13 protein-coding genes and 1 tRNA gene are annotated in these 12,049 nt (G+C 39.1%); 5 read left to right on the top strand and 9 right to left on the bottom strand.

Annotated features, from left to right (window positions below; genetic code table 11):
• From F777_RS18005 to F777_RS0111230, 3 genes are all read right to left on the bottom strand, one after another.
• Positions 1–441 (bottom strand): hypothetical protein (locus F777_RS18005; RefSeq protein WP_026752123.1); only part of this gene is annotated, 441 nt, incomplete at its 3' end.
• The gene (locus F777_RS0111235; RefSeq protein WP_026752122.1) at positions 438–1,364 is read right to left on the bottom strand and encodes an AAA family ATPase; all 927 of its coding nucleotides are present in this window, start codon (positions 1,362–1,364) and stop codon (positions 438–440) included. The genes F777_RS18005 and F777_RS0111235, both read right to left, overlap by 4 nt.
• A 243-nt stretch (positions 1,365–1,607) precedes the next feature.
• Positions 1,608–1,680 (bottom strand) — tRNA-Lys (locus F777_RS0111230).
• Between the two features lie 154 nt (positions 1,681–1,834).
• Here F777_RS0111230 and F777_RS16590 point away from each other — a divergent pair.
• The 4 genes from F777_RS16590 to F777_RS0111210 all read left to right on the top strand — a co-directional run bounded on the left by F777_RS16590 (position 1,835) and on the right by F777_RS0111210 (position 6,591).
• A complete protein-coding gene (locus tag F777_RS16590) occupies positions 1,835–2,635 on the top strand; it encodes an SDR family oxidoreductase (protein ID WP_235785945.1) in 801 nt (266 codons plus the stop codon).
• Positions 2,636–2,678: 43 nt separating this feature from the next.
• Entirely contained in the window at positions 2,679–3,491 is an 813-nt protein-coding gene (locus F777_RS0111220) for an SAM hydrolase/SAM-dependent halogenase family protein (RefSeq protein ID WP_235785944.1), read from the top strand.
• A gap of 59 nt (positions 3,492–3,550) precedes the next feature.
• Positions 3,551–4,960 carry a dihydrolipoyl dehydrogenase gene (lpdA, locus tag F777_RS0111215; RefSeq protein ID WP_026752120.1) on the top strand — a complete coding sequence of 470 codons (1,410 nt, stop codon included), beginning with the start codon at positions 3,551–3,553 and terminating at the stop codon, positions 4,958–4,960.
• Between the two features lie 194 nt (positions 4,961–5,154).
• Complete coding sequence (locus tag F777_RS0111210) at positions 5,155–6,591, top strand: PAS domain S-box protein (protein WP_026752119.1); 1,437 nt, start codon at positions 5,155–5,157, stop codon at positions 6,589–6,591.
• A gap of 7 nt (positions 6,592–6,598) precedes the next feature.
• Here F777_RS0111210 and kdsA read toward each other — a convergent pair whose 3' ends face one another.
• Complete coding sequence (kdsA, locus tag F777_RS0111205) at positions 6,599–7,429, bottom strand: 3-deoxy-8-phosphooctulonate synthase (protein ID WP_026752118.1); 831 nt, start codon at positions 7,427–7,429, stop codon at positions 6,599–6,601.
• Between the two features lie 87 nt (positions 7,430–7,516).
• Between kdsA and F777_RS0111200 the strand changes: the two genes are divergently transcribed.
• On the top strand, positions 7,517–8,467 hold the full coding sequence (locus F777_RS0111200; RefSeq protein ID WP_026752117.1) for an NAD-dependent epimerase/dehydratase family protein: 951 nt from the start codon (positions 7,517–7,519) through the stop codon (positions 8,465–8,467).
• Positions 8,468–8,534: 67 nt separating this feature from the next.
• On the opposite strand, the gene F777_RS0111195 is transcribed toward F777_RS0111200, so the two are convergent.
• The 5 genes from F777_RS0111195 to F777_RS0111175 all read right to left on the bottom strand — a co-directional run bounded on the left by F777_RS0111195 (position 8,535) and on the right by F777_RS0111175 (position 12,047).
• A complete protein-coding gene (locus tag F777_RS0111195) occupies positions 8,535–9,263 on the bottom strand; it encodes a DUF3575 domain-containing protein (protein WP_026752116.1) in 729 nt (242 codons plus the stop codon).
• Positions 9,264–9,290: 27 nt separating this feature from the next.
• Entirely contained in the window at positions 9,291–9,542 is a 252-nt protein-coding gene (locus tag F777_RS18420; RefSeq protein WP_235785979.1) for an RrF2 family transcriptional regulator, read from the bottom strand.
• A 176-nt stretch (positions 9,543–9,718) separates the two neighbouring features.
• Positions 9,719–10,441 carry a 4-hydroxy-tetrahydrodipicolinate reductase gene (dapB, locus tag F777_RS0111185; RefSeq protein WP_026752115.1) on the bottom strand — a complete coding sequence of 241 codons (723 nt, stop codon included), beginning with the start codon at positions 10,439–10,441 and terminating at the stop codon, positions 9,719–9,721.
• A 10-nt stretch (positions 10,442–10,451) separates the two neighbouring features.
• Positions 10,452–11,111: a DUF5683 domain-containing protein gene (locus F777_RS16580; protein WP_051408580.1), complete on the bottom strand. Its 660-nt coding sequence runs from the start codon at positions 11,109–11,111 to the stop codon at positions 10,452–10,454.
• Positions 11,112–11,117: 6 nt separating this feature from the next.
• Positions 11,118–12,047, bottom strand: a complete 930-nt coding sequence (locus tag F777_RS0111175; protein WP_026752114.1) for a ParB/RepB/Spo0J family partition protein — start codon at positions 12,045–12,047, stop codon at positions 11,118–11,120.
• Positions 12,048–12,049: the final 2 nt, after the last annotated feature.

Here is a 12,049-nt window from a genome sequence, read left to right as displayed (position 1 = left end):
AATTAGGTCTTCTGTTATATCTTCTGAATTTAATTTTTCAAGAAGAAAATCTAAATATTTATTATTTTTTAAAATTTCTTGTTTTTCTTCTTTAATTATTTTTAATAATGTTTGTTGAATCTCTGCAATCTCTTTGTTATATATTTGAATTAAAATACTATAATCTAATAAGTAATTTTCTATACAATATTTTTCAAAGTGAATAAATCTTTCTTCATTTTTGAATGGATTTCCTTGATTGTCTCCATCAATAATAAAAATTGAATTGCTTAAAATCTCATCTTTTAATGAATGTTTAAATAATGATTTAACATTTGCCGAATTACCTGCAATTGTTACAAATACTTCTTTATTTAATTTATTTGCTATTGCTTCAATAATTTTTTTATGTGCTGTGTCTTCTACGAAAATTAGTTTCTTATTAAAATCATCTAATTTCATGATTTCAATTGCTTCACCTGAGATTCTTTTTTTGTTTCTTTTGAAAGTTCTTTATATAAATGAATTTTACCATCATCACCCCATGCTAAAAACTTTGTTGCTTTTAAGTAATGAGAATTAAAAATTGCTCTGCTATGAGTTACAATAATTAGTTGTTTTGAATAGCAAGATGAAAACCAATCTAAAAATGAGAATAATTTTTCTTCTAAGTGCCAATTTAGATGTGTCTCTGGCTCATCAATTAAGAAAACATCATTTTTATCTTTATTGTAATATAGGTTTATAATAATTGATAAAATTTCTTGCTCTCCAAGTGATAATGATTCTGGACCTAATTTTACAATATTATTTTTATTAATTATAATTTCTGCTCTTCCTTTATTTTTATTCCATTCAGTTTCTAATGTATAATTTGAAAAAACTTTTTTAATAACTTGATTATATTCTTCAGCTATCTGAATCATATTTTCACTTCCAGATTTATTTCCTTCATTATTTTTGTCTTCAAGATATTTGTAAAATAGTTCTGCAAATGATGGATAATTTCTAAACGTTTGATCTTCTATAAGTGAGTGTAACATTTCATTGTTGAAATTTCCTGCCATTGGACTACTTTTTAATTGTTGAACAATAGCATCGATATTTTTTCTTTCTGTATTTCTTTTTGGACTTATAGCAAATACTTTTAGGTTGCCCTGATTTGAATATTTTAGCTGTACACCTTCATTTTGTTGACCCATATAGCTAGCTGGGTTACCCATTTGGTTATTCTGATTTACAATTCTTTGACTTATAGAGTGTAAGACTTTAGTTTTCATTGTACCATTCTCGCCGCTGATTATATTTAGGTGAGGCAGAAATGTAAATTCTACATCTAGATTATCATACAATCTAACTTGTGCAGTTTGTATATAAGTGGACATATAGTGTTTTTATATAATTTTTTGGATAAATGAAATTTGGGAAATAAAAATATATAGAATGAATCAAATAATTTGGGGGAGTATGAATATACTTTACTTTAAACTATAAGCAAAAATGAACCAAAAATTTTTCTATATTAATTGGGGGATAAAAAAATAAGGGTAAATTGACACCAACTTTTGACACCAATTCAAAAAAAACCGCTCAAACGTAATGTTTAAACGGTTTTGATTTTTGTGTTGTGATCCCGCTGGGACTCGAACCCAGGACCCATACATTAAAAGTGTATTGCTCTACCAACTGAGCTACAGAATCTTAAAGATTTTCGTTTCCGTTATCTTTAATTTGGGTTGCAAAAATAGGATAAATAAAAACACAGCCAAATTTTTATTGAAAAATTTTAGAATTTTTCTTTCACAGTTGCAGTTTTCTTTGGTGTATTTTTGATGGAATTAAACAAAATTAAAAGATGTCGGCGTTTCAAAACAAAGTGGTGGTGATTACCGGAGGTTCAGAAGGGATAGGAAAAGCATTGGTGACTTTATTTTTGGATGCAGGGGCTAAAGTGGCTACCTGCGGAAGAAATTATGATAAGTTGTATCAGTTGCAATCGGCCAATTCCGGTAAACCCCTGGTGATTCATACAGCCGATGTGAGCAAAGAGCAGGATTGCATCAATTTCATTCAGGTAGTGATTAAGCAGTTTGGAACCATCGATATCTTAATTAATAATGCAGGGGTATCCATGCGCTCGCTGGTAGAAGAAGCCAGTTTTGATGCCATCCGTAAAGTGATGGATATTAATTTCTGGGGTACGGTATACTGTACCAAGCTGGCGATGCCTTATATTCTTAAAAATAAGGGCACTATTGTTGGTGTGTCTTCAATAGCCGGATTCCGTGGCCTTCCAGGTAGAAGCGGGTATTCTGCCTCCAAATATGCGGTGAATGGTTGGTTAGAAAGTTTAAGAACCGAATTGCTGGATTCAGGAACCAATGTAATGTGGGTTTGTCCGGGATTCACCACCAGTAATATTCGCAATGCAGCATTGGATAAATCGGGCAATCCCAATGGGGAGTCTAAAATGGATGAAGGTAAAATGATGTCTGCTGAAGAATGTGCCCAGCATATTGCCAATGCCATCGAAAAAAGAAGCGTACCCTTGTTCTTACTTTCACCGGAAAGCGAACTGTATTGCTCAATAAGTTATTCCCTTCCTGGGCAGATCGTATGGTGCGTAATTTTTTCTTTAAAAACGGGGAATTGGTAAAATAAATGTTAATGGTTTAGCGTTACGATAACGCATGCCTATAATGACCCTGAGTTCTGATATTGGCCAGCGTGACTTTATCGTTGGTGCCATTAAGGGCCAATTTCTGCAGGCTATACCAGACTTGAATCTGGTGGATATTACCCATGATTTGTCGCAAACGAATTTGCCACTGGCTGCATATATCTGCAGCAATGCATTTCGCTTTTATCCGGTGGGAACATTTCATCTCGTTTTAATGAACGTGTTTGAAAATGAAGTCAATCATGTTTTAATTGCCCATCATCAGGGGCAACATATTATTTGTGCAGATAACGGTTTGATCACGATGATGACGGGTGAAAAACCTGCTCAGATTATCCGGGTGCCGATTCAGCAAAAAGCAGGGTTACTTTCCATTACACAGGAAATTTCATTGGCATTGGCGAAGATATTTAAGGAGGGAAGGGTTACGGCTGCGGGATCGGTTACGCAGCAAATGGTAGAGAAATATCCACTCAAACCCACCGTAGGTGAAAACTGGATTGAGGGGCAGATTTTGTTTATAGACAACTTTGAAAACGTGGTGGTTAATATCACCCAAAAAGACTTTGAAGAGCATCGGAAAGGAAGAAATTTCAAAATTGAAGTGAAGCGACAGGAAGTGATTGAGAAAATTAGCGAAAACTATGCGTCTGTGCCGGAACACGGGAAAATTGCCTGGTTTAATTCGGCCGGATACCTCGAAATAGCCCTCAGAAACGGGAATATGGCTGGGCTGTTCGGACTACAGGGATACAATGAACAAATGCAACGTTCAGGGGTTTCCAACGGAAATAAATGGTTTTACCAGACCATTCGCGTATTCTTTGAATAAACATAGTATTTTCGCATCCACAAAACCATAATTTATCATTTTTAATTAATACTGTTATCATGGCATATGATGTAATTGTCTTGGGAAGTGGTCCTGGTGGATACCCCGCAGCAATCCGTGCTTCTCAGCTTGGATTTAAAGTGGCGATCATTGAAAAGGAAAGTTTAGGAGGCGTTTGTTTAAACTGGGGTTGTATCCCTACCAAAGCGCTGATTAAAAGTGCGCAAGTGTACGAATACATGAAACACAGTGCCAGCTACGGTATCAATGCAACAGGCGTTCAGCACGATTTTGGTGCAGTTGTTAAAAGAAGCCGTGGTGTTGCAGATAAAATGAGTAAGGGTGTTCAATTCTTAATGAAGAAGAACAAGATTGACGTGATTATGGGCTATGGTAAAATCAAAGCCAAGGGTCAAGTAGAAGTAACTGCAGCTGATGGCAGCAAGCAAATTGTAGAAGGTAAGCATATCATTATTGCAACTGGCGGAAGAAGCCGTGCATTACCTAATTTACCACAGGATGGTAAAAAAGTAATTGGATACCGCGAAGCCATGGTGTTACCTGACCAACCAAAATCTATGATTGTGGTTGGTAGTGGTGCCATCGGTGTTGAATTTGCTTATGTATACAATAGCATGGGTACCAAAGTAACCATTGTTGAATTCATGCCAAGAATTGTTCCTGTTGAAGATGAAGATATTTCCAAAGAATTGGAAAAGCAATACAAAAAACAAGGCATTGAAATCATGACCAATGCTTCTGTTGAATCAGTAGATACCAATGGGGCTGGCGTTAAAGCGACTGTGAAAAAGCAGGATGGTTCTGTTGTGGTATTAGAGGCAGATGTATTGTTGAGTGCAGTAGGTGTGGTTGCCAATATTGAAAACATTGGTTTAGAAGAAAACGGTATCAAAACTGAAAAAGGAAAAATTATCGTAGATAAATTCCAGCAGACTTCTGTTCCTGGTATCTATGCAATTGGTGACTGTTCTCCTGGTCAGGCATTGGCTCACGTTGCTGCCAAAGAAGGTATCAATGCTGCTGAGCATATTGGATACATGGAAAAGAAATTCCATCACTTACCTGAAGCAATGGATTACAATAATATCCCCGGATGTACTTACTGTATTCCTGAGATTGCGAGCGTTGGTTATACCGAGAAAGCAGCTAAAGATGCCGGATACGATATTAAAGTGGGTAAGTTCCCATTCATGGCAAGCGGTAAGGCAAGTGCTGCCGGTGCTACTGAAGGTTTCATTAAAGTGATTTACGATGCCAAGTATGGTGAATTCCTTGGATGCCATATGATTGGAACCAACGTTACAGAAATGATTGCGGAAGCGGTTGTGGCCCGTAAACTGGAAACCACTGCACACGAAATCTTAAATGCTGTTCACCCGCACCCAACCATGAGTGAGGGCTTGAAAGAAGCAACTGCTGCAGCCTACGGTGAAGCAATTGATATCTAATAATTTAATAAGCTTTAGGGCTTTAAGTAATCCCGGTCATCATTTGACCGGGATTTTTCATTGAGGCCAATCTCTACCAACCAGTTGGTATTTATTAATTTTACTATATTTTTTGCCGATATCTTGGTATCTTGGTGGTATAATCTTGCTGACTGGTTTACCCCCAGACTAATTCAGCGTAACCGTACAAACCTATGAGTCTTTTGAAAGTAGATCAATTGCTACCATCGCAATTATTGAATTCATTGATTTTTTCTGTGGTCATTACCGACTTATCAGGAAGGTTCCTGTATGTGAATCCGTTGTTTCAGCATAAGTTCTCTCATATTTCCACTGACCTTACACAAAACCATTTTGCGGATACGGTTTATGCAGAAGATGTAAAAGCCTGCAATGAGGCGGCACGCACCTGTATTAAAAATCCTTTGCAACCTGTTTCTATTACTGTGAGAAAAGCCTGTGAAGGGGAAGAGTTTTTCTGGACACACTGGGAAATTTCTGCGGTAAAAGATGAGGCGGGTAATGTAATTGGGATAATGTCGGTTGGGCACGATGTTACAACTACCGAAACCAATAACGAAAAAGCAACAGAACTTTCTGAAAGCAGGGCTTATGTAAAAGAGTCAAGCCATGAAAATGAAGACCTGGCCTTGCTGTCACTGGTTGCACACAACACAACCAATGCGGTAGTTATCACTGATAAAGATGAAAATATTACCTGGGTAAACGAAGGCTTCACGCGCATCATGGGCTACACAGAAGCAGAGGTAAAGGGTAAAAAAATCTATTTCTTCCTGGAAAATGCGCAGGAAGTAAGTGATAAAGTAAAGAAGAGAATCCGTTATTCACTCGACAATAAGCTAGCTTTTACAGAAGAGGTAAAAGTGACGAATAAGCGTGATAAAACAGTTTGGCTTGAACTAAATGGAAAGCCATTGTTTGATGAATCCAATAATCATATTGGATTCATGTCTACTGATAATGATATTACGAAGCGTAAGCATGCAGAGCAGGAGCAAAGAGAAACACTGGAAAGACTTTCCCTTGCAACAGATTCAGCGCAGATTGGTGTATGGGAAGTAGACCTTGCAGATGGAAATACATTCTGGGACGAAAAAATGTATGACCTGTATGGTTTTGCCAAAGACACACCCTTCCCTCCGTATAAGATCTTCAAGAAAATGATGCATCCGGAAGACAAGGAAATGATGAAGAAAATTCTTGCCGGATTAGCAGAGGGTAAAAAATCAATTGACTCAGCCATTTATCGCATCAATATGCCCAACGGAAAAATCCGTTATATAGAAGCACATGCGATTGTACAGAAGTCTCCTGAAGGGAAACCCATTCGTCTAATTGGAACCAACCGGAATATCACCGACGATATTGCTGTGCAGGAAAAAATGAAAACTCAGAACAAAGTCTTACGCGATATCGCATTCATTCAATCTCACGAAGTAAGAAGACCGTTAGCCAATATTCTGGGTGTAATTGAAGTGTTGAACAGCAGCAACTCTGTGCAGAACAAAGAAATCTTTGATCACCTCATAGAAAGTGCCAACGAACTGGACATGCAAATCAGAAGCATCGTTAAAAAGACGAATAACCTTGATGGTATTTTCTCCAACTGATAATCCCTTACAATTTTACTACCACTTCTCTCAGCTTTACCAGCTGTTCTAACAAAACAGGCAAGGATTTTAATGTGAGCATATTTGCTCCGTCGCTTTTAGCAACGGAGGGATTGGGGTGCGTTTCAATAAACAAACCGTTTGCGCCAGTCGCTATCGCCGCTTTGGCAATGGTACCAATCATTTCAGGGTTTCCGCCAGTTACACCGGAAGTCTGATTGGGTTGTTGTAAAGAGTGCGTACAATCCACAATAACCGGAACTCCATGGCTTTGCATTACTGGAATATTTCGATAATCTACCACCAGGTCCTGATAACCAAATGTATTGCCTCTTTCGGTTAACATGATTTGCTGGTTACCCGCACGCTGAATTTTTTCTACTGCAAATTTCATAGAAGCTCCGCTAAGAAATTGTCCTTTTTTAACATTTACAATTTTTTGCGTTTGTGCTGCAGCTTCCAATAAATCGGTTTGTCTGCAAAGAAATGCAGGAATCTGAAGTATGTCTATAAAAGGGGCTGCCATGGCCGCTTCTTCATGGGCATGAATATCTGATGTGGTAGGCAATTGATAGGTTTCACCTACTTTTTTAATTAAGGAAAGACCCGTTTCATCACCCAGTCCGGTGAAGGAACTGGCACTGGTTCTGTTGGCTTTTCTATAGCTGGCTTTAAACACATAGGGGATGCCCAATCTTTTGCAATGCGCACTTACCGTATCTGCAATTTCCATTACAATTTCTTCTGATTCTACTACACAAGGCCCTGCAATCAGAAAAAAAGATTCCGGATTGTATTGTTGATTTTTAAATAAATCCTGCAAATAATTAGGTAACATATAACAAAGATTGTACTTGATTCAATAAAACAAAAGTAACGGAATTGTCATTCATTTTTTCGTTTCTTTGCTCCTCAATTGATTGCCATGCCTAGCAGAAAAGATAAAATTTTAGTGATAGGAGCCTGCGGACAAATTGGTGTTGAACTAACGCTGGCTTTAAGAAAGCAATACGGAAACAACAATGTGATTGCCTCTGATTTAAGAGAAGAAAATCCCTTATTAAAAGGGACTGGTCCTTATGTGAGTATGGATGTGATGAACAAAGAAATGCTGCACGTTCAGGTAATCCGTCAGAATATTACCCAGATTTACCTGCTGGCAGCTATCTTATCAGCAACAGGAGAAAAGAACCCCAATCTGGCCTGGCACCTGAACATGCAGGGCTTGCTGAATGTATTGGATATTGCCCGCGAAGAAAAACTACATAAGGTTTACTGGCCCAGCAGTATTGCGGTATTTGGCCCTACTTCTCCCAAGCAATTGTGTCCGCAACAGACCATTATTGAACCCACTACGGTATATGGTATCAGTAAGTACGCAGGAGAGTTCTGGTGTAACTACTATCACCAGCGTTATGGGGTGGATGTAAGAAGTATTCGTTATCCGGGATTAATCAGTTATAAATCTGCACCGGGAGGTGGTACTACCGATTACGCAGTAGAAATTTATCTGGAAGCCATTGAGAAGCAAAAATATACCTGCTTCCTGTCTGATGATACCTACTTGCCAATGATGTATATGCCTGATGCCATTCGTGCAACAATGGAATTAATGGATGCGCCTTCAGATAAAATTTCGGTAAGAACTTCCTATAATGTTGCGGGAATGAGTTTCTCGCCAAAAGAAATTGCCGGCAGCATTAAAGAGCTGATTCCTGATTTTGAAATGGGATACAAACCTGATTCCAGACAAGCCATTGCCGACAGCTGGCCACAAAGCATAGACGACAGTGTCGCAAATAAAGATTGGGGCTGGAAGCCCCAATACGATTTGTCTTTGATGACGAAAGATATGTTGGAAAACCTGCGCAAATAGTGCAGGTTTTTTGTTGGAATGCAATTCATCTAAATTGAGTGTGACTCAACTTGAAGTCAATGATAATTTAAAAACGAATTCCCAGTCCAATGTTTACTGCTCTGATACCTGCCCATGGACCATCGGATTTAATTTGAGCGCCACTGCTGTTTACTGTATTGGTAAACTTGAAAGGCTTGGCGTCAATTTCGTCCAGATTTTTCTTTAGTTCAGCTTGTTCAAAACTGTTCAGTGTAGACGCAAAATTCAAATCGCCCTTGCTGGTTCCGTAGTGTCCACCAATGATTTGAAAATCCAGCACAATTTTAGTGGCAATCTGGAACTGATACCCAATCATTAAACCTGCACTGGTACTTTTGATTTTTCCGTTGAATACCGCTTCTTTCTCTACCAATGGTGAAGTAGATGCGGTGTATTTAATGGGAGCACCTAAATCGAAAGTGGCAAAACGTACATAAGGAGCCAGATAGAAGCCCTTCATTCTGCCCATGCTCAAATAAAAACGCAATTCAGGGGTAATGGCTGTATTGCCAATCTGAAAATTATCCAGGTTAATATCGTTGCTGTTGATGGCTTCTTTAAACTGATCTTTAAATGGAAGAGCACCTTTGCTCATGGTTCGGTAACTCAAAGAGAAAGAAATGTTTTTTGTTAAACTTCTTTCGTACGTAAAATGGAGATTTCTGGCAGCCATAGAACCAACATTCCATTTGATGATATTTTTACCACCAATTAATTTTTGTGCATCTGCTTGCAGGAATGGCAGGAACATGGCCAGTACAAGTAACTTTTTCATTTTGTTTGTTTGGGTTTGTGGGTTAACTTAAGAAATAACGAGGTCTGTAATTTTTTTGTTTTCTAAAATTTCCAGGGTCTGATCTCTTACCTGAACCAATGTTTTATTTAAGCCGCATTTCTGCTCAATGCAATCTTCACATTTCTGGTAGAAGTTCAAACTAACGCAGGGCAGTAAAGCAATCGGACCTTCCATCAGTCGCATAATGGTTGCCAGAGAAATGGTGTCGGGAGCTGCATTGTAAAAATATCCACCCCCTTTGCCTTTTTTACTGTTCAGTATGCCTGCTTTTTTAATTCAAGCAGGATCGACTCAAGAAACTTCAGGGGGATTTTCTTTTGTCTGCTATCTCTGCTATTAAAAAAGGGCCAGAATGCTGTTGCTCTGCCATAAAGGTAAGTGCTTTAAAAGCATATTGCGTCTTTTTTGATAGCATCGTTAGATTATTTTATATACTAAGATAAGCCCAATACCTGCTTCATCGTGTAAATACCTTTCTTCCCAACGGCATAGGCTGCAGCTTTCACAGCACCACCCGCAAACCCGGTTCTGTTGTGTGCCGTATGGATGATTTCAATATCATCAATAGCAGAACTGTATGTTACATAGTGGGTACCCGGAGCGGGGTCTATTCGTTCAGAAACAATATTCAGGTGATGGGGTTCTTTGGCAGCCATATCATTGGTCCACTCGCGCTTGCGTCCAATCATGGCCAGTATCTGTTCTGCCAGACTGATGGCAGTACCACTGGGGGCGTCTTTTTTCTGCGTGTGGTGTATTTCTTTCAGGCTTACATCGTAGTCAGGGTAGTTCTCCATTAATGTTGCCAGGTACTTATTCAGTTCAAAAAACAAATTCACGCCAATACTGAAATTGCTGGAATAAATCAATGTGCCGTCCACTGATTTGCAATACGCTTCTACAGCATCCCATTCTGCCAGCCAGCCGGTAGATCCACTCACTACTGGGACACCGAATTCCAGGCATTTGCGAATATTATTTACCGCGCTATGTGGTCCGGTGAATTCAATCGCTACATCGGCCTTGTTCAGATTTTCTTTGGTAAATTCTGCTGCATTGTCCAGGTCTATTCTCAACACTATCTCATGTCCTTGTTGCAAGGCAATGGCTTCAATGGCTTTGCCCATTTTACCGTATCCAATTAATGCAATTTTCATAAAAGTTATTTTAACGTGCAATGGCCAAAGGCTTCTTGCTTTTTTCCTTAACGGTGAATTGTAAAGATAATCCTGGTGTTCGTGTTGCTGGATTCAACTGTGGTTGAATATGCATACTCAAACTGCTGCTTACATCAAAATGTCTAAGATGCCCGAATACCGTAGCGTCGACCACCTGTAATCCCCAGGCTAGCAAAAACCAAAGTATAGAATAATCCCTGTCGCGGCGAAAAGCATTCCGGTAGTTTTGCATAGAGCCAATACTTAATCCCCTAAGTTCCGGATCGATGGCTGCAATATCGGAGCTGTCTCCGGATTGAGCTTTGAATAAAGCTTCGTAAGCAAACTTGGTTTTTTTATAGTAAGAATTGTTGTAAACAAAAGTAGCTGCCGGAATTCCCAGTACCCCGTATACCAAAGGTATTTTCCAATATTCACGGTTATAAGCCTGTCCCCATCCGGGAATCATGGCTGAGCGTCGGGTGGCTTTTTGCGGAACATGGGTTAATAGCCAAATGGAGTCCCTGATTTTCTTCTTCAATTTAGATTGTTCTTTGGGGCTCAGTTCCGGCAATAAAACAACCTTTGCGCTATCGGTATCCGTTTGTGCAAAAGCGCCTTTTGATCCTGCAAGAACCAAAACAAAAACAATCAATAATTTTTTGAACATGCCAGTTTAACCCACGGTTATATTCATCAAATCCAGAATCTTATTCAGCTCATCCAGTGAGTAGTATTCAATAGAGATACTTCCGTACCCTTTTTTGTTGTGCGTCATTTTAACCTTGGTGCCAAAATGTGATGCCAGGTTGTCTTCAATTTTCTGATAGGCAGGAGGCAAATCATTTTTCCCACCAGTAGCAGCGGCTGTTCCAGCAGATTTATCACCCTTGTATAATTTTCTTACCAGTTCTTCTGTCTGACGAACACTGAGTTGCTTTTGTTGTATTTCCTTGAATACATACAATTGCTTGTCGATGGTATCAATATTAATCAAAGCTCTTGCATGGCCCATGGTAATGCTGCCATTGCGTACCGCCGCCTGAATATCCGGTGGTAATTTCAACAAACGGATATAGTTGGTAACCGTGCTTCTCTCTTTCCCCATTCTCTCGGCCACCTGCTCCTGGGTATAGTCCAGTTCTTCCATCATGCGTTTAAAACTCAATGCCGTTTCAATGGCATTTAAGTTTTCGCGCTGAATGTTCTCGAGTAAAGCGAGTTCCAGTAATTGCTGGTCATTGGCTTGTCTTACATAAGCCGGAACGTCTTTTAATCCAGCCAGTTTGGAAGCCCTGAATCTTCTTTCCCCTGCAATCAGCTGATACTTTCCATTGGGTAGTTTGCTAACCGTTAAAGGCTGAATGATATCGTGCATTTTAATGGAGTTCGCCAGTTCCTGTAAGGCTTGCTCATCAAAATCTCTTCTGGGGTTCTTTGGGTTGATTTGAATATCTGCCAAAGGAATACGCGCACTGGTAGTTACCTGTTCTACTACTTCACTTTTTAAACTGCCAGAAGTATTCTTTAGGTCGGTATCTATATTTTGCAGTAAAGACCTAAGTCCTTTACCAATCAGGTCTTTACTAGGTTTTGGATTGCTCATAA

The organism is Sediminibacterium sp. C3 (assembly GCF_000508085.1).
GTDB lineage: Bacteria > Bacteroidota > Bacteroidia > Chitinophagales > Chitinophagaceae > Sediminibacterium.
Note: the sequence above shows the minus strand (reverse complement) of the source record. Positions and strands in the feature narration are given on the sequence as shown.

Coding starts and splice junctions, on each gene's coding strand:
- F777_RS0111235 (WP_026752122.1), bottom strand. CDS start 1,364: ATGTCCACTTATATACAAACTGCACAAGTTAGATTGTATGATAATCTA.
- F777_RS16590 (WP_235785945.1), top strand. CDS start 1,835: ATGTCGGCGTTTCAAAACAAAGTGGTGGTGATTACCGGAGGTTCAGAA.
- F777_RS0111220 (WP_235785944.1), top strand. CDS start 2,679: ATGACCCTGAGTTCTGATATTGGCCAGCGTGACTTTATCGTTGGTGCC.
- lpdA (WP_026752120.1), top strand. CDS start 3,551: ATGGCATATGATGTAATTGTCTTGGGAAGTGGTCCTGGTGGATACCCC.
- F777_RS0111210 (WP_026752119.1), top strand. CDS start 5,155: ATGAGTCTTTTGAAAGTAGATCAATTGCTACCATCGCAATTATTGAAT.
- kdsA (WP_026752118.1), bottom strand. CDS start 7,429: ATGTTACCTAATTATTTGCAGGATTTATTTAAAAATCAACAATACAAT.
- F777_RS0111200 (WP_026752117.1), top strand. CDS start 7,517: ATGCCTAGCAGAAAAGATAAAATTTTAGTGATAGGAGCCTGCGGACAA.
- F777_RS0111195 (WP_026752116.1), bottom strand. CDS start 9,263: ATGAAAAAGTTACTTGTACTGGCCATGTTCCTGCCATTCCTGCAAGCA.
- dapB (WP_026752115.1), bottom strand. CDS start 10,441: ATGAAAATTGCATTAATTGGATACGGTAAAATGGGCAAAGCCATTGAA.
- F777_RS16580 (WP_051408580.1), bottom strand. CDS start 11,111: ATGTTCAAAAAATTATTGATTGTTTTTGTTTTGGTTCTTGCAGGATCA.
- F777_RS0111175 (WP_026752114.1), bottom strand. CDS start 12,047: ATGAGCAATCCAAAACCTAGTAAAGACCTGATTGGTAAAGGACTTAGG.